We start from the raw sequence: 17,296 nt of genomic DNA, 5'->3' as shown, positions 1-17,296 counted from the left end.
TTTCAGAACTCCATTCTTTTTGATCGTAAAGTTACATTGTTATTGCTTTATCAATTATACCACTTATTATAGAGAAAATCAATAACCGCAGCTATATTATTGTACCGAATTTATATCATAATATGATGAATATGGCGTAGAATAGCGAAAAAATCTGTTATCATGTGCTAACATCGCGGCGCATTATCCGGATTTTTAAAAAAAATTTTTCCGATATTCAATGGTTTTCCGTTGAAAAAACGGGTTTTTCAGCCCCTTTATGAAAGTACTTTCAAAAATAATTTTTCAGGAGGCAAGATAATGCTTACAATTTTAAAAGAAAAGTTTATGAGTTTCAATGGTGAGAGATCACTTGTTATCGCAGAGCTTGCAGTCGATACAAAGAACGATCTCCCTGCTGAAAACGGAGTTGACGGCAGACTTATCTCACAGGGGACAATTGCATGGGAGATAAGCACGGGCGATCTTTACGGTTTCGGCGGCGACGGAAAATGGGTAAATCAGGCAACGGGTGAAGCGTATGATCCGACGAACAGAGAATGATTCGAGCCTGCGCGAGATATTATTTGCAAACAGAGGAGCTGCCGCCGATGATCTGAAAAAGCTTATTGCTTCAAGAAAGATCAATTTCGGTGAACGTGAGCTCACAAGGGCACTTCCGCTTCGTTTCCGTTCTGACGGAGCATCTCTGCTCGACTGGAGCATAACAGGAGCAGCAGGCGGAGTTGGAAAGCTGGGGAAGAACTATCTTAAACCACGCCTTGAGGCTATTCCGAATGGCTCGATGGGTACTTTAGTTAGCACTACTGGTTGGCAGAGTAGTGATGGTTATACATTTAACACTGGCGATGCAACTAAAATGATGATTCTGTTTAAACACAATGGAGATGCTGAGATATTGCCTTCTCATATAGGTGATATTATGCTTGTAGAAGGTTCGACAATACCAACCTCTTACGATGCTTCTGCGACATTGTTTGATGCCGAGATAACACAAGGAACTACAACTCGCCACGACACTCCTGATTCAACCGCACAATCACAAGGACTGTTTTGTGGTCTTGACCAATATGGAAGGTATAATTTATACGGACAAGAAGCGTCTTGGTTAAATAAGCGTTGTAAATCGTTTTTAATAGATGTTAAACCTAATACCGATTATTCGGTAAGAATGTTTAATTCTTCATATAACGACATTAAGATAGCGCCTGGATTATATAAAGCTCCTGGTACAGTAACTCCAGTGTTTACTGGCTGTTCTGCTTACACACAGAAATCAATCCCTGGCAACGGAACTTTTGTCACAAATAATGAACAATGGATAAGTCTAAACTATTCTCAATCAAGAAGGTTGGAATATTACTATGCATTACCTTGTGACGTAAGACCTATAAGATATGAGTTCTGTAATTACTATGCTACTCTTAAAGCTGGCACTTATAAAGTTATGATTGACACTTGGGGTAATAACCGCTTCTTTAATCCTGCTCTCGCTACTGGTATACAGGATTATACTGGCTGTGTGGATGACAATTTCAATTATACGGGTAATCAAGGTAATGAATGGTTCGCATTAGTTGAAGAAAACAATACAGTAATTATACAGAAAAGAGATATTTTGCCAAGTGGTATTTCTTCCAAGACAAAAACAATCTCTGACGGTGCGCCGTATCCAAACTATTTCCATAATGAAATTACATTCACTCTTGACCATGATTGCAAAGTTGGTTTAATTCATAAAGCTTATTACGAATCATTGTCATATTCCAAACCTGCATATCATCGTTTTATGATAGTGGACTCCGACGTTGAAGCTGAGGAGTTTACAACAACAGGTGCTGTTCCGTGTGATATGAACGGCTATAGTGCGTGGGAGAAGTATAACGTGAGCCTGCCCGTAAATATCAGCAGCAGAGGTCAGACACAGACTGTAACTGTCGATCTCGGGGATTCTTTCCTCGGAGCAGGTGATACCATATCACTTGCGGACACTCATACTGCTATACCTACCTACAGCGGTACAAATACAATAACTGTTGACAGCGAAGTACAGCCAAGTGAAATGTACATAAAGTATGTAGGATAATAACCAGCTCACGTAGCTGTGGTTCTTATATAGCAGTTTATATTAATTTATCGGGGGAACCCTTTCTGAGGAAAGGTTATCCCCCGAACCCCTTTCCAAAGACTTTTTAGCTGATTTTTTCTCAGGTAGGGCACACACCAAATTATTACAAAGCTTGTTTATTTAACGGTGTGCCCTATCTGAGAAAAAATAAAACCAGAAGTTTTCGGGAGAGAGTTTGAAAGTGACTTCCCACAGTGCGGGGAGATGTCACGCAGTGACAAAGGGGTTCTCTCAATAATCAGTATAAAATCTACTATATAAGCATTACGGTTATCGTGAGCTGTATAAATAAGAAAGCCCCCTCGGTCATATAGGGGCTTTCTTATCTATTATTCAGAGAGGTGGGTCAAGCGTGTACTAAGATGGGAAAGAATTTCCCGATACGGAGACGGAAAGTATCGCAGGATAAATCATCACGATCTTTCCGCTGCCGTAAATATCAGATGCCTTATTTTCTGATATTCCGTCCTTTGCAATTATAAAAGCTTTTCAGAGAGCAAATCTTATAAACCATTATCATTTTTTCACCATTTATATTTTGTCCTGTAACTGTTAAGAGTGGTATGTTCAATGATAAACGGTAATCCTGAGAAGGTGCAGACTCCTAAGGAATATGCGGATAAAATGTTCATCTCTCTGTAATACTTTTGCGGTGCAGTGAAGAACCCGCCAATTCCCGATCGCTGAATCTATCAGGTACACATCACATTTATTGCTGTATACAAGAGATCCAGCGGTCTTTTTATTTGTTTTTAGTATGGAAAAGGTAGGGTTCAGGGAGGGGGGGGTACAAAATTGTAGAGTAATAATCAGTTTTGGATCTGTTGTAAGGTTTTTCCATAGTATGTGCAGATCATCGGCAGTTCAGATGGAGAATTGCCGCATTTTTCGCTTCTCTCGTGACACATGGACAGATCACAGCAAGGAGAATACGAAATCTGCACAGCAGCCAAACATTGCACCTTTAAGCTCCGACTTTGAAAAAAGCGGTCAAAATGTGCCGTAAAAAAGACCTGCGCACTCCCATTTTCCGAAATGTTTTTTCAGGTCTGTAGTACCGCTTACGATGACATACAGTTCCGTAGCTATGAGCTGTTTATAGCTTCATATGCGCCTACACATGAAGTGCCATCGTGTATTTTTCTCTGTCGTCAGCTGCTTTCAATGAGACTGCTGAAGAAAGTCTTTTTTAACTTTCTGACATTATTATATTACAAATATTTGGCTATTACAAGACATTTTTTGCCTGAAATTACATTCATTGATCGTTTTTTGCTCTTTACATATTTTCATTGGAGAGAAATTTGACAGTTTTGCATGGTGTGTATATAATGAAATAGAAATAAGCTACACAAAAGACAATAAAAGGATACACAAAAGACACATCGCAGTCTTATAATACAGTTAAAGTAATAAGGAGCGCGCATCTTATGAAAAAAATTCTGCTTATAGAGGACGACACCGAAATATGTGAGGTCATCAAAAACTACTTCAATACAAAAGGTACGGAAGTATCTGCGGTAAACAGCGGAGGCGAAGCCTTTGATATCATCAGAAGCGATGATATGGACTATGAGCTTGTTCTGCTGGATATCATGCTGCCCGAAACAGACGGCTTTACGCTGTGCAGACAGCTGCGCATGAGGAGCGATATACCCGTGATTTTTATAACTGCAAGGGGAAGGGAAGAGGATATCCTCTACGGCTATGACCTTGGCTGTGATGACTATATCGTTAAACCATTCTTGCTCTCTGTACTCTACAGCAAATGTGAAGCACTTGTCCGCCGTGCAGGCAGCAATGACGACAGCAAGGTGCTGAACTGCGGCGGTATAAGCCTTGACACAATGACACTCCGCTGCTTTGCTGAGGGGACAGAAGTGGAGCTTCCGCCTAAAGAATTTGCTATACTACGCTATCTTTTAGAGCATGAGAACTGGGTAGTCACCCGTGATACTCTACTTGACAGGATATGGGGCTATGATTATTTCGGCAGCGACCGCGTAGTGGACAATCATATAAAAAAGCTTAGAAAAGCCCTCGGCAGCGCAGGTGCGCAGATAAAGACTCTTGTGGGACGGGGGTATAAGCTTACAAAGGAGTGAACAAAATGAAAAAAGGACTTTTCAAACGCAGACCCAAACGCACAACATTAGGAAAAATGTTCGCAAAGGCGATGATACTTCCCGTTATACTGACTGTGGCTTTTGCCGCTTTGCTCAATTTAGGCATAGAATATTTAGCCTGCGAGCAGGCACAGAAGCAGCAGAGCCGTTTTGAAAGCCAGCTGATACAATCAATTCAGTTCAATGAGGAAAAGTCGGGAAAATTCGGAGATAAAATAAATGGCATATCTATGAAAATGGGGTTTGGTACTTTTTATGACGTACTTTATGAAGAACTGACACTTCCGTTTATAGGAGGTGCTTCATCAATGACCGATAAGAACGGCATTGCAGTATCAGCTCTTATTGACAGCAGCGGAAATGTTATAGCTACAAATTCGGCAAAGATGTGGTGTGTTGTCAGGTTCGGTGATAAACCTGATGATATTTGCTGGTTATACTGTGATCCTGCCGAAGTCAACATTCCCGAGGTGGATAAGCTTGTCAACGACCATATTCAGGGGGAATATTCCGACGATCATTATTATTCATATGATATAATAAGTGCGTATATTAATATTGATGAGCATAAAATGATCCCTCATGAAATTAAGATCTATGAAATAAGAAAAGATGAAGAAGATTATGAAAGTCTGGAAGAACATTTTCGTAATGCGGAAGTGATAGTAATAAATGCTGATGCAGAAGGCTTCGAGCTTATGGAGTTCTATGCGGATAAATATTCGGATACTGATATTGTTAAAACGGAATATCCGAGCTGTGGATTTGAGAATATATGGGGCGTTGAAAAGAGCAAGGTGGATAAAGAAATAAATGACAATTACAATAATCATGGTGAGGGGTATAATTATGAAAGTGATTACAGGTTTGTGGTAAATGAATCTATCATTCACAGAAATGTATTCTTTAACGGCGAAAAATGTACCCTTTTCATGGATTACAAAGTCAATGTATGGACTCGTTCTATAATAAAAATGTACATTTTCTTCGTAACGGTATTCTTCCTGTTCCTGACATTCATCGCATTTCTGCGCTGCTGGAGCAGGAATGTCAAGAACAAGGCACAGTACGCCTTTGAGGACTATCAGAGAGCCCTCACGAACAATCTTGCGCACGATCTGAAAACTCCTCTTGCGGTAATAGGCGGATATGCCGAGAACCTTATGGAGATGCGCAAGGACAGCGGTGATGCAAAAGAGCTGCAATATCTCAGTTCTATTATGAACAACGTGTCCTATACCGATGATATAATCGCTAAAACGCTGAAACTAAGCGAAACAGAACAGAAAAAGAAACTGAACAAAAAGAAAGTCGATATAAAAGCCCTTGCGGAGAAATGTGCAGAGAAATACAAAGACGCTTTTGAAGAGCGCGGCATTGAAATTTCTATTGAGGGCAGCGGTGAGGTAAATGCCGATGAGGACTCCCTTTCGCTTGCCGTTGATAATCTTATATCCAATGCAGTGAAGTACACTCGCAATGACGGTTCTGTGAAAATAACTGTAAGCAAAAAGGAATTCGTCATAGAGAACGATACTGCCGAGGATATAGATACTAAAGAGCTGAAAATGCCTTTTGTAAAGGGCGATAAGGCTCGAAGCGACAAGAGCAGCAGCGGTCTGGGACTATCAATTGCAGAGGCTGCCGCAGTGCAGAACGGCTTCGCGTTGAAGCTGAGCTGCAAGGATAAAAAATTCAAAGCCATGATAGAGATGTAATATAAAAAAGACAGGCTGCAAATGTACTTGCAGCCTGTTTGCTTTTATTAGTTTTTTTATTAGTTTTCCGGAAGTGATTTGATAACGCCTTCGATGTATCTGCTTATTGAGCGAGCGTCCTGATTTGTAAGTCCGCCGCCTGGCTCGTAAACGTCAGCGTTTGACAGTCCCTGTACAGTAATATGTGCCGGGTTAGTGCCCTTTACGCCGTAGCTTGAAGGAAATGCAACAGCCTTCATTATAAGGCTGACATCTTCGTCGTCAACGATACCGTCGCAGTTTGCATCGCCTAAAAGTGTAGGCTCAGAAAGCAGTATCTCTTTTCCTGTGTAGTAGTATTCGGGTTCGTCTGCTTCATGGAAATATACGCGGAAATAATCCATAGATCCATTGAAGTAGTTGCCCGAATGACCGCGCGCTATATAGCAGCGTGTGAGCGGACTGAACGTCTGCTCGGGAAGTGTGGTAAGCTTTTCGCTTCCTATAGTTTTTCCGTTTATTATGAGCTTTGCGGTATTATCGCTGATTATAACGCGGACAATATACCATGCGCCCTTTTCAAACTCGGTCCTTGATACTATCTTTGTATCTCCGATGCCGAACTCAGGTCTGCCGTCCTTGTTTGCAGGTGTGAAGTACATTGAAGTACCGTTTCCAAAATCAAAAACACGCTGATCGGCATTGCCGCCGCGCCAGAGAACAGAAGTGCATATCTCCATATTCTTGTAGTCCACAAGAGTCTTATCGCAGATGATGTACTGGTTTTCTCCGTTGAAGGTTATTACTCCGTCCGCAGTAGCGCGGTGCTCCTGCCAGAGAGGTGCATTTCTGATTATGCCGTTCGTAGCACCGTATGTATCGTAGGCAAATACGTTGCTCTTGCGGTCAAATTCATATCCTGCATACAGACCGTCAGTATACGGGAGCTTTTCGTTGTATTCGTCTGATTCGAGCCAGCCAAAGGCTGCGCCGTGTGAAACAGAGCTTTCATTGTAGAAATCACCGTCGAGTATAGCCTGACCTGAGGCAACTCCCTTTCCGTAGCAATAAGCAGTACCCTTTACGGTAGCGTTATCAGTCACGGAGTATTCATCGAGGAGGTAGGCATTGCCCATTACACGGGCATTCCCCGATACAGAAGCACCTGCGGTAACAACGGCATTCTCGCCGATCTTAGCGTTTCCGCTTATAGTTGGTGTAGCCCACCAAAATCCGTAAACACAGGCATAATCGCTTATTCTTGCATTATCGGAAATAGTGGCATTATTGACTACGGCGTGGTCTGTGATAACAACATTGTCTGTGATGACCGAGTTTCCGAGCACCATTGCGTCCTGTCCGACGTAAACGGAGTCGTCTATCTCAACAGTCTCGGCAACAAAGCCGCCGCCGTTGGGGTGTTTATGTCCTTCAATACTTTTCTTGATATCACGGTACATAGGTGAAGCTCCCTTGATATCAAATTCGTAGGGATAGCGGCGTTTATAGTCGCTTTTTGTGTATGAGTATTCGTCTCCGCTTTCAGCCTTGTCATAGAAATTGTTCGGGATAATTTCATCGGGAGTAGCTGCTACAGTAAGGTAAAGAGCTGTCTCTGTGCCGTCGAGGGCAATGGTCTTTGTACCTTCCGAGAAGAGTGTAGAATAATAAGTTGTTCCGTCCTTCTTTTCCGTAACGAGACAAGCACGCCAGTCGGCTTCTTCAGCGTCGGAGATGCCGCGGAGTGTGACGGACACACGTTTGCCTTCGATATTCAGTGGTATAACATTCAGACCTGTCTGCATAGGAGCTTTTTCCTCGGGAACTATGTAACAGTTCTCTTTATCGGGAGCAGGCTCGGGCTGAGTGTATATGAGCTGCCATACAAAGGGATCTTCGAGGGATTTGCTGAGGGCTTCGTTGTACAGCTCCTTGTTTTTGAAATCGAGGGTAGCCATGTGTTTTGCGAAACTACCGATAAGCTCCTTCATATCACAGCCGGAAAGTCTTTCGATAGTATCGAATGGGTATTCGTTTGGTTTAGCTTCGGTCTGAAGCCGCATGATAAAGTCCTTGCCCAGAACGTCAAAATTGTCAGGATTTTCGGAAAGATACTGGAGGAATATCCACGCCTCATAGTACATTCTTCCATGGGGGATAGTTAGATTCATATTTCTGAGATAGGGAAGGAAAAAATGCGTTGTAGGAGTTTCAAGGGTATCGAAATACTGCTCCTTGAACCAGTTTGCGACTGCTTCCCACCAGGGACCTGTGATAGTCTGGTCGGTCCAGCCTTTTGAGTGATAGGTAAGAACGTGTCCGTATTCGTGAGGGAGAGATGCTGAGTCGGTACCGTCCTCCTGCGTCATTGCGGCAGGATCACAGAAAATGTAGGCAAATCCTGTGAATGGTTCGGCACTCATGTATGCCCAGCCCTCCTCGAAATCGGGAAGCCCCGTTCTTGTAAGATAAATGTTGGTCTTGTACTTTTTCCCGTCGGGGGTGAAAACGGATTCAGAGGAGTCATTCATGCCAAGCTCTGTTGTATAGATTTCGCGGTATTTTTCAAGTTGATCGAGGTTGAGCTTGATGAACGTGTCATTGATTAGACCTGTCTGATCGTCATTTCCCCAGATGATCTGGAAATGTTGGGAAGTTGCAGTGTTGTACTTGTCCATGTAGTGCTGGTCGCCTGAGAAGTCGTGATAATCTCGGCACAGATACTCGTCTTCTGCATCCGCCGCCACAACGATGGTAGTGGGGAATTTGGCAGTGCTTCCGACCAAAAGGAAGGAGGCAGCCGCAGCCAGCAGCCTTTTTAAGACCATTTGAATTCCTCCTTTTTTCACGGAAAACGGGGAGGCGTTTACCGTTCTCCGATAAACTTACAACCATATTATACCACAAGTTATAGAAAAATTCAATAGTTTTTGTACAGATTATTTCAAAATTTTTTCCGCAATGTGAAGATTATCACTTTTTGCTTAACTGCCAGAAGGCAACAGCACTGGCTGCTGCGACGTTTAACGAGTCTACACCGTGCTGCATCGGTATCTTAATTGTATAGTCGCAGGCTGAAATTGTTTCCGCTTTCAGACCGCTTCCTTCTGTTCCGAGAATGACTGCCAGCTTTTTTTCTGAGGCGAGCTTTGCATCGTCTATCCTAACTGTGTCATTTCTCAGAGCCATTGCGGCTGCTGCGAAGCCGTACTCCTTTAATGTATTTATGTAGTATGGCGGCTCGTTTTCAAGATAAGTCCAGGGAATCTGAAATACTGTACCCATGCTGACACGTATCGAACGGCGGAAAAGGGGATCGCTGCAAGAGGGAGTGAGCAGCACTGCATCGAAGCCGAGTGCCGCAGCTGAGCGGAAGATCGCGCCTATGTTTGTCTGGTTCATTATATCTTCCAGCACCGCGATGCGCTCAGCACCTGCGAGTATGCCCGCAGGTGAGGGCAGAGCCCTGCGGCACATGGCGCAAAGTACGCCCTGTGTCATTTTAAATCCTGTCAGCTCTGTAAGCACCTGCGATAGAGCAGTATAAACAGGAATGTTTCCACATAGTTCAATAATATCGGCAGCTTGTATATTTATATATTTACGTTCCATAAGCAGCGAAATCGGGGTAAAGCCAAAATTTAATGCAGTTCGGATAACATTCGGGCTCTCGGCAACGAAAATGCCCGAAGCGATAAGTGCTTTTTCAGATGTGTTCCTGTATGGTGCGAGTTCGGGTGCTGAAAGGTCTGATATCTCGATAATATTTGCCATAATTGCCTCCTTTGGGTTAAATCAAGAAAAGCTGCCTTTACGGCAGCTTTTTGATGACTGTTTTATTTTACTCTTGTGAATGTTTCAGTTTTTTTCTGACTTGTGATAGACAGCTTGTCGCCGTCTATCTTATAATCGTAAGGACCGTCATCGCTTGTGATGCCCATTATTGCGGAGTAGCCTGAAAATGAAAGCTTGCCGTCCTTTATTTCGTAATTGAAGAGATCGTTGAAGAGCATTTCGCTGCTTTCACCGTCGAATTTAAGAGAGATATCAACGGACTCGGGCTTTTTCTCGGCACCATCTGACATTTCAGCGGAGAGCTCCTCATATAAGAGTCCGCCTTCAAGTGAATATGTTCCGTCATATCCTTCTGTGTCATCAAGCTTGGTCATTACAAGCAATTCCATTCCCGAAAGATCTACTGTTAATTTCTTTCCCTCTTCCTTGAAGTATTCTTTTGAGATAACTGTGGAATCTGACTCGCCGTTGCCGAGCTCAAGACCTTCATCGTTGAAGTGGAGTATTTTTGAGCTGTCTGTGTAAACAGAACCCTTGCCGTCCTGGAAGATGATGCCGCCGTTCTGCAAGGTATCGTCTTCGAGTGAATCGATGGACCATTTACCTGTTATGTCAGCAGATTCAGCTGCTTTCTCTGATTTTTTGCTTCCGCATGAAGCAAGAGCACAGACAGCTAATGAGCATACTGCTATAGATGAAATTACCTTTTTCATGATCTTATCCTCCGTAATTGTATCTTATTTTCGTTAAAGTTCACTGCAAGCGAACGAAATATAAGCTTATGTATATATCATTCTGCATCTGCCTTTAAGGCAAAATGAGCTTGACATCAAAAATTTTGAAGCGCATTTTTATAAAAAACTGCGCTTGCCGAACTTGGTTCGCGGCAATAAACGCCGTCAGGCGGTCATTGCGGACACATTACATTATATCATGGCGTTTTTTGTATTGCAAGTGAAATACTGAAAAGTCGCCGAAATGCAATTAAAAAACGGTGCGCCGAATTGAAAAAATGTTCCTTTTGCACATAAAAAACGGTTTTAATGCTTGACACAGTCTGTTATAAATGATAGAATTATGGCATAAAAACTATCTTTCAAAACAGGAGGCGGTATTTATGAAGTGTATCAAAGCGTTGGCAGCTGCGCTGGTATTTGCGGCGGCTGTTCCTGTCTCGGTATGTGCTGACGGTACTGCTGTCATGGACTATAATAATGACGGCATTGTTGATATATTCGATATGGTAAGTGCGAGGAAGGGCGGTGCTTCCGAGTCGGAGCTGAAAAGACTAAGCGGTTTCCTGCTGGGAAATGGTGCGGAAGCTGCTCCCGAGGACGGCTACAAACTCATATGGAGCGATGAATTCAGCGGCAATTCGCTGGATATGGATAAATGGTCCTATGAGCTGGGCAACTGGAAGCTTGACGACAACGGTAACTACGTGACCAACGGCTGGGGCAACAACGAGCAGGAGTTCTATACCGACAAGAATACCACCGTCAAGGACGGTGTCCTTACCATTGCCGCAAGAAAAGAAAGACTTGCCGATGAGGTGCAGGGAACGTATGATTATACATCTGCCCGTATCAATACCGCTCACAAGTTCTCGACCTGCGGCGGTAGAATTGAAGTAAGGGCGAGATGCGACTCGGGAAAGTCCCTGTGGCCTGCTATATGGATGCTCCCCGAGGACAGTGCCTACGGCGGCTGGGCTGCATCGGGCGAAATAGATATAATGGAGGGCTGGGGAAGCACTCCCGAAAAGATATGCGGAACTATCCATTTCGGCGGACAATGGCCTAACAATACTTATCTCACCAATGACTACAAATTCCCTGAGGGCGACGGCACTCAGAACTGGCACACATACAGTATCGAGTGGGAGCGCGGCGAGATACGCTGGTATGTGGACGGAAACCTGTACAGCACTCAGACCGACTGGTATTCCGACGGCTTCAGCTATCCTGCGCCCTTTGACCAGAATTTCTATATTATCCTCAATTTCGCTGTCGGCGGACATTTTGACGGTATCGACGGTATCTACGCCGAACCTAATACCTTTGCAGACGGCGAAAAGCACTTCAATATAGATTACGTAAGAGTTTACGAAAAAACGGGTTCTCAGTTCGTTCCTTCCGAAATGAGCTCTCTGCCGCTTGACAATTACATAGAGGGCGCAGAGGCTTCTGTTGCAAATAAAGAGGGCTGCACCGTAGTGGATATCAAAAATGCAGGTTCACTGGAATATGCTGTTATGGGACTGCTGAGAGGACAGGCTGTCAAGGCAGGTGAAAAGCACACCGTCAGCTTCGATATAAGCTCCACCGCTCAGCGTAGTATGGTGCTGACTGCCGAGGACAGTGCGTATACCCGTTATCTTGACGAAAAGCTGACGCTTACTCCCGAAAAGAAGCATTACAGCTTCGATGTGGTATTCCCAAGCGATATGAAAGCGGATATAAAGTTCCAGCTCGGAAATATCGACGACGCTGCCGCGATAGGAGCGCATACTGTCACTATCTCGGATATTTCATGGGAGTGAAATGAGTAAGATGTGCGATTTGGTAATATAATGATTGGAAATCAGCGAAATATCGCATTATTTGACCAAATTATGCTCCCTATAGCAATAAAAGTCTTGATTTATCAATGGGGCGATAATATAATTGTCTGTGTAAAAGGCAGAATGGGCAGAATGAGCACTTGTTCTGTTTTCAGGACGCTTTTTGCGCGGAACTGCACTCCGCAAAGAGATAGAAATTTATTGTAAGGGACAAATCAGAAGGAGCTGTACTGCAATGGTACAGCTCTTTTCTTACGGCTCATCGTAGCTTTTGTACGAAAAAAAATGATTTTTTATATAATTTTGGTTGAAATTGTTTGAGAAGTGTGATATAATATTTTTATATAGATACCAAAATGTTTTATCAAGCTTCATATATCCTGTGGTGGAGCTGTCTGAAATGACGGAGTATGCAGGTTTTGTGGACGCTGCTGCTTCAATGGTAATAAATTGACATGGTTCGTATCTGTAATATAAATTGTGCGCAAAAAGTGCTTTGACACTTTTATGATATTCTGATATATTATTTTTGAGATGAAATGTTAGGGAGGTGCGCCATGAAGGAGCTTCTCAAGAAACTCTGTGACAAGTATCTGCTCAATCTCGGTCTGTTTACCGATCTTTGTCCGCTTGAAAGGGATATACTCTATCCTGTATGTGCAAGTGTTTTCTGTGCTGCTGATGCGGAATTTGACCTGGCAAAATACAAAGCCAGCATGACATTCATCAAGGCTGATCCCAAAATGCTTTCAAGCTTCCGCAGTACTATACGTCCGCTTATCGCTTCGCTTATTTCCGTAAGCGATGATCCGCGCGGCGAATTGAAGCAGTATATGCAATGCTATGATACTATGCGGAAATATTTTGCGAATTCGGAGCATCTGGCTCTGCTGTCCATGCTTTTTACAAAGATAGTCCCTGCCGAAAAGGCTGAGGAGTATATCAAGCGCGGAAGGCAGCTATACGACAGAATGAAGAGAGAGCACCGTATCCTTACCACAAAGGAGAATATCGCTTTTGCGGTCATGCTGGCATTTTCGGAGAAGTCCGACGACGACCTTATAGAGGACATGGAAGCGAGCTACAAGCTCCTCAAGCACAGTGACGCAAAGAACAGTATGCAGTCGGTATCCCATGTTCTGGCAATGTCTGACGGCAAACCCGAGGACAAGTGCGCGAAATTCAAGGAGCTTTATGACAGTATGCTCAAAAAGGGAAAGAAATACGGCAAGCGGTACGAACTGGCGATGCTGGCAGCAATGTCCATAGCTGATTTCGACAGCAGTGAGATAATCGGCGATGTCAGCGATGTCGAAGCCTTCCTTGCTCAGCATAAGGCGGTGTTCGATCTTTCGGGATTTGACGGCGACGAGCCGGGCTGCCATGCTTTCATGCTTCTGACAACTGCTTATGCAAGAGATATAAATATAAATGACGAACTAAAAAAACGTGTGCTCATGGCGGCAAGTCAGGCTGCGCTGTACTCCCTTATGGTCTACAGCATGATGACTGTTGCGCCTGTAGTGCCCGAAATATGATACAAAACAAATAAAGCAATGATCCCATAAATGAACGGAGGTAATCACAATGAAGGCGGAAAAGTACATCATCGGAGGTAAAAAGACCGATATAAGGAAACTCCCCACAAACAGCAAAGAGGATAATGTTGATAAGGAAGAGATCATAAAAAAATATGAGGAAAACAAGCTGGAGCTTGCTGCATTGCAGGACAAGTTCTATGCTGATGCAAGAGAAGGACTTATCGTCGTTATCCAAGCGTTGGACGCTTCGGGAAAGGACTCCACTATAAAGAATGTTTTCAGCGGCATCAATCCGCAGGGAGTAAAGGTACATTACTACAAAGCACCTACTGCCGATGAACTGGCTCACGACTATCTCTGGCGAATTCACCAGAATATCCCCCGCAGGGGCGAGATAGCCATATTCAACAGAAGCCATTACGAGGACCTTGTTACCGTACAGGCTGAGAATATATGGAAGGGCTACCATATGTCGGAAAGGGTACTTGACGACTCGAAGAAGGATTTCTTTGAGAAGCGTTATGAGCAGGTGAACAATTTCGAGAAGTATCTCTATGAGAACAGCTACCGCGTTGTTAAGATATTCCTCCATGTTTCAAAAGAGGAACAGACTGCGCAGCTTCTTGAACGTATCGAGCTTCCCGAGAAAAACTGGAAATTCCGCGCTGATGACCTTAAAGTAAGGGACAAATACGACGCATATCTCAAATGCTTCAACGATGTGATAAACAAGACCTCCACAAAGGAGTCGCCGTGGTATGTGCTCCCCGGCGATCAGAGGTGGTATACAAGATATCTCGTGACCGAGATACTCCTTGACGCTTTGAAGGCTTGCAAGCCCGAGTACCCTGAGCTTCCCGATGATGAAAAGGAAAAGCTGCCTGAGTGCAGAAAGGTGCTCACAGAGGCTATGGCTGAGTATGAAAGCGGAAAAGCAGAGAAAAAGTCCGAAAAGAAGCCTGAAAAGAAGACAAAGAAAAAGAGCAAGAAGTGATATTCACGCCCCTGCCGTTATAGCAGGGGCTTCTTGGATATGACACTCATATTAAAAGTATATATGCTGTCACGAAACAGGATTTTTTTAGGGAAAATTCCTTTGGTGTGATACATATAGTCTTTTTCTGCGAATGTGCCGATATTAGGGGGATCGGAAAATATTTACATTTATGCTGTTGACTTGATCAAAAAGATGTGCTATAATTTTTATATACCTTTATTATTATATTTATATAAGGAGGAGCTATGGGGAACAGTGAATACCGCAAGACGATCGACTATATACTTGACCTTATCAGAGGCGGAATGCTGCAGGTAGGGGACAAGCTGCCGACTGAACGCAGTATCTCGGAAAAACTCGGGATCAGCAGAAACACTGTCAGAGAGGCACTCAGAGGTCTTGAAATACTTGGGATTGTCAATGGAAAACAGGGCTCGGGAAATTATCTTACCGATAATATCTCAGAGTCTATCGCTAAGGCTATGGACGTAATGCTGCTTATGAACAGAACTACAAAAGAAGAGATATGTTCTTTCAGAAGAAGCATGGAAAAGACTGTTTGCAGTTATCTTATCGGAAGAGGATGCAGCAATGAGCACAAGCTCAATATAGTTGCAGCTCTAAACAGACTAAAGGAGTCAGAGGGAACAAGTGAGAATTCGCTTGCGGACAGAGACTTCCACTATTCGCTTATTTACGCTACCGAGAACAGCTTCTGGATAACCTTTATGAATGCTGTATCAGAGGTGTATATGAGGTGGATAGATGATTTTCTGATAACTGCCGATCACAGTATGCAGATGAAGCTTCAGGAATGTCATGAAAAAATGGTGCAGGGCATTATAACAAGTGATACGGAGTTCTGTCTGAAAGCAATTGACGCTCACTATGACCTTATTGATGATGGCTTTTAATGTAAAAGCGAAAGGATTATTTTTTATGAAAACTAAACGTGTTATCGCAGCCGCAGCTGCATTTTTATGCGCTGTCGGCTCGTTTTCATGCGCAAAGAAAAATACAGACAGCAAAAAGGAGCAGGAAGAAACCACTGCTGCGGTGACAGAGGTACAGACCACTGAGGCTGCGGCTGAGACAGAAACAGCAGAGCCGACTACAGAAGCGGCAAAAGGCGATGAAACGGATATTAACGATTATATATCCACGACTGATATCGCTCCTGCCATGTGGAAGGTAACAGATCCTGCTACAGGAAATGAGCTTTACATGATGGGAACTATCCATGTTGTCACAGACAATACTTTTCCGCTTCCCGATTACATCATGGACGTTTACAAAAACTGCGACGGCGTAGCTGTTGAGCTGAATATAAACAGTCTCATGGACGATATGGAGCAGCTCCAGGATTTCTACAATAAACTTGTATATACAGACGGAACTACGGTCAAAGACCATATCTCGGAAGAGACTTATGAGAAAATGAAGAACTATCTCTCTGCAAAAAATATGTACAGCCCTATGTTTGATACCTACAGCGCAGGCTTCTGGGCTACGCAGGTCGAGTCTGTAAGTATTCTCAGCATCGGGAATATTGATGAAACAGGTGTTGACGCAAGATTTATAACTATGGCAGACGAGGACGGCAAAAAGGTCGTTGACATAGAGACTATAGATATACAGGCAAGCGTTATTACTTCTCTTTCCGATGAGCTTTCGGACTATATGATATGCGAGACTATAGACAAGGCAGATGATATGAAGGAATTCACAAAGCAGTTTGCCGAAATGTACGATGCGTGGGCTTCGGGCGATATAGACGGTCTCGATGAAGAGGACGATGAAGATGAAATGCCCGAAGAGCTTGAAGATGATTATGCCGACTATATGGACACTATCCTCTACAAGCGCAACGCAGGTATGGCTGAAAAGGCTGAGGAATACCTCAAAAACGGCGATAATTACTTCTTCATGGTCGGCGGTGCGCATTTTGCAGGCGATAAGGGTGTTGATGATATACTGAAAGAAAAAGGCTACATCGTCGAAAGAGTAGATGCGGCATGATAAAAAGCTGAGAACTTAACCGCGATGCTTATATAGAAAGTTCTATACTGATTATTGAGAGAACCCCTTTTGAAAAAGGGGTTCTCTCAAACTCTCTCCCGAAAACTTCTGTTTTTATTTTTTTCCATATAGAGCGCGACTTGTATTCTTACAGGTCTTTTTTATTATCTATACGCGCTCTATATGGAAAAAAATCAGATAAAAGTCTTTGGAAAGGGGTTCGGGGTTGACTCCCCGCAGTGCGGGGAGATGTCACGCAGTGACAGAGGGGCGCGCCTCCGTCAGAGGAACCTTTCCTCAGAAAGGGTTCCCCCGATAAACTAATAGAAACTTCTGTATAAGTATTGCGGCTAAATTAGTTCTTAGCTTTTTTATGTAGAACGGCTGTCAGTGAAAAGACAAAAATGCACAAAAAAAGCACCTGTTTTTT

General features: G+C 43.4%; 13 protein-coding genes. 10 read left to right on the top strand and 3 right to left on the bottom strand.

Features of this window, described 5'->3' with window-relative positions; translation table 11 throughout:
- The first annotated feature begins 300 nt into the window (after window positions 1-300).
- The 5 genes from BLW60_RS02940 to BLW60_RS02925 all read left to right on the top strand — a co-directional run bounded on the left by BLW60_RS02940 (window position 301) and on the right by BLW60_RS02925 (window position 5,972).
- A complete protein-coding gene (locus BLW60_RS02940; RefSeq protein ID WP_074714388.1) occupies window positions 301-543 on the top strand; it encodes a hypothetical protein in 243 nt (80 codons plus the stop codon).
- Window positions 521-2,086: a hypothetical protein gene (locus BLW60_RS02935; protein ID WP_074714387.1), complete on the top strand. Its 1,566-nt coding sequence runs from the start codon at window positions 521-523 to the stop codon at window positions 2,084-2,086. Before BLW60_RS02940 ends, BLW60_RS02935 begins: the two co-directional genes overlap by 23 nt.
- Before the next feature lie 886 nt (window positions 2,087-2,972).
- Window positions 2,973-3,134 carry a hypothetical protein gene (locus tag BLW60_RS16965; protein ID WP_207645900.1) on the top strand — a complete coding sequence of 54 codons (162 nt, stop codon included), beginning with the start codon at window positions 2,973-2,975 and terminating at the stop codon, window positions 3,132-3,134.
- 424 nt (window positions 3,135-3,558) lie between these two features.
- Window positions 3,559-4,233: a response regulator transcription factor gene (locus tag BLW60_RS02930; RefSeq protein WP_074714386.1), complete on the top strand. Its 675-nt coding sequence runs from the start codon at window positions 3,559-3,561 to the stop codon at window positions 4,231-4,233.
- Window positions 4,234-4,238: 5 nt separating this feature from the next.
- Entirely contained in the window at window positions 4,239-5,972 is a 1,734-nt protein-coding gene (locus BLW60_RS02925) for a sensor histidine kinase (RefSeq protein ID WP_074714385.1), read from the top strand.
- 59 nt (window positions 5,973-6,031) lie between these two features.
- Here the strand turns inward: BLW60_RS02925 and BLW60_RS02920 are convergent, their stop codons facing one another.
- The 3 genes from BLW60_RS02920 to BLW60_RS02910 form a co-directional block, all read right to left on the bottom strand.
- On the bottom strand, window positions 6,032-8,779 hold the full coding sequence (locus BLW60_RS02920; RefSeq protein ID WP_074714384.1) for a DUF6055 domain-containing protein: 2,748 nt from the start codon (window positions 8,777-8,779) through the stop codon (window positions 6,032-6,034).
- A gap of 145 nt (window positions 8,780-8,924) precedes the next feature.
- Window positions 8,925-9,725: a TrmH family RNA methyltransferase gene (locus BLW60_RS02915; RefSeq protein WP_074714383.1), complete on the bottom strand. Its 801-nt coding sequence runs from the start codon at window positions 9,723-9,725 to the stop codon at window positions 8,925-8,927.
- Between the two features lie 62 nt (window positions 9,726-9,787).
- Window positions 9,788-10,459 (bottom strand): hypothetical protein, encoded by a 672-nt coding sequence (locus BLW60_RS02910; protein WP_074714382.1) that lies wholly within the window; start codon window positions 10,457-10,459, stop codon window positions 9,788-9,790.
- A gap of 404 nt (window positions 10,460-10,863) precedes the next feature.
- On the opposite strand from BLW60_RS02910, the gene BLW60_RS02905 reads away from it, so the two are divergent.
- From BLW60_RS02905 to BLW60_RS02885, 5 genes are all read left to right on the top strand, one after another.
- The gene (locus BLW60_RS02905) at window positions 10,864-12,288 is read left to right on the top strand and encodes a glycoside hydrolase family 16 protein (RefSeq protein WP_074714381.1); all 1,425 of its coding nucleotides are present in this window, start codon (window positions 10,864-10,866) and stop codon (window positions 12,286-12,288) included.
- 578 nt (window positions 12,289-12,866) lie between these two features.
- Window positions 12,867-13,847, top strand: a complete 981-nt coding sequence (locus BLW60_RS02900) for a DUF4003 family protein (protein ID WP_074714380.1) — start codon at window positions 12,867-12,869, stop codon at window positions 13,845-13,847.
- Between the two features lie 49 nt (window positions 13,848-13,896).
- Window positions 13,897-14,844: a PPK2 family polyphosphate kinase gene (locus BLW60_RS02895; RefSeq protein WP_074714379.1), complete on the top strand. Its 948-nt coding sequence runs from the start codon at window positions 13,897-13,899 to the stop codon at window positions 14,842-14,844.
- Window positions 14,845-15,092: 248 nt separating this feature from the next.
- Window positions 15,093-15,761 (top strand): FadR/GntR family transcriptional regulator, encoded by a 669-nt coding sequence (locus tag BLW60_RS02890; protein ID WP_074714378.1) that lies wholly within the window; start codon window positions 15,093-15,095, stop codon window positions 15,759-15,761.
- Between the two features lie 25 nt (window positions 15,762-15,786).
- Window positions 15,787-16,866: a TraB/GumN family protein gene (locus BLW60_RS02885; protein ID WP_074714377.1), complete on the top strand. Its 1,080-nt coding sequence runs from the start codon at window positions 15,787-15,789 to the stop codon at window positions 16,864-16,866.
- Window positions 16,867-17,296: the final 430 nt, after the last annotated feature.

This window comes from Ruminococcus flavefaciens, assembly GCF_900108555.1.
Classification (GTDB): Bacteria; Bacillota; Clostridia; order Oscillospirales; family Ruminococcaceae; genus Ruminococcus; species Ruminococcus flavefaciens_P.
This window is presented reverse-complemented; position numbering and strand designations above follow the sequence as displayed.

What these genes read in the sequence shown, in the direction of transcription:
- BLW60_RS02940 (WP_074714388.1), top strand. Translation starts at nt 301, where the DNA reads ATGCTTACAATTTTAAAAGAAAAGTTTATGAGTTTCAATGGTGAGAGA.
- BLW60_RS02935 (WP_074714387.1), top strand. Translation starts at nt 521, where the DNA reads ATGATCCGACGAACAGAGAATGATTCGAGCCTGCGCGAGATATTATTT.
- BLW60_RS16965 (WP_207645900.1), top strand. Translation starts at nt 2,973, where the DNA reads ATGTGCAGATCATCGGCAGTTCAGATGGAGAATTGCCGCATTTTTCGC.
- BLW60_RS02930 (WP_074714386.1), top strand. Translation starts at nt 3,559, where the DNA reads ATGAAAAAAATTCTGCTTATAGAGGACGACACCGAAATATGTGAGGTC.
- BLW60_RS02925 (WP_074714385.1), top strand. Translation starts at nt 4,239, where the DNA reads ATGAAAAAAGGACTTTTCAAACGCAGACCCAAACGCACAACATTAGGA.
- BLW60_RS02920 (WP_074714384.1), bottom strand. Translation starts at nt 8,779, where the DNA reads ATGGTCTTAAAAAGGCTGCTGGCTGCGGCTGCCTCCTTCCTTTTGGTC.
- BLW60_RS02915 (WP_074714383.1), bottom strand. Translation starts at nt 9,725, where the DNA reads ATGGCAAATATTATCGAGATATCAGACCTTTCAGCACCCGAACTCGCA.
- BLW60_RS02910 (WP_074714382.1), bottom strand. Translation starts at nt 10,459, where the DNA reads ATGAAAAAGGTAATTTCATCTATAGCAGTATGCTCATTAGCTGTCTGT.
- BLW60_RS02905 (WP_074714381.1), top strand. Translation starts at nt 10,864, where the DNA reads ATGAAGTGTATCAAAGCGTTGGCAGCTGCGCTGGTATTTGCGGCGGCT.
- BLW60_RS02900 (WP_074714380.1), top strand. Translation starts at nt 12,867, where the DNA reads ATGAAGGAGCTTCTCAAGAAACTCTGTGACAAGTATCTGCTCAATCTC.
- BLW60_RS02895 (WP_074714379.1), top strand. Translation starts at nt 13,897, where the DNA reads ATGAAGGCGGAAAAGTACATCATCGGAGGTAAAAAGACCGATATAAGG.
- BLW60_RS02890 (WP_074714378.1), top strand. Translation starts at nt 15,093, where the DNA reads ATGGGGAACAGTGAATACCGCAAGACGATCGACTATATACTTGACCTT.
- BLW60_RS02885 (WP_074714377.1), top strand. Translation starts at nt 15,787, where the DNA reads ATGAAAACTAAACGTGTTATCGCAGCCGCAGCTGCATTTTTATGCGCT.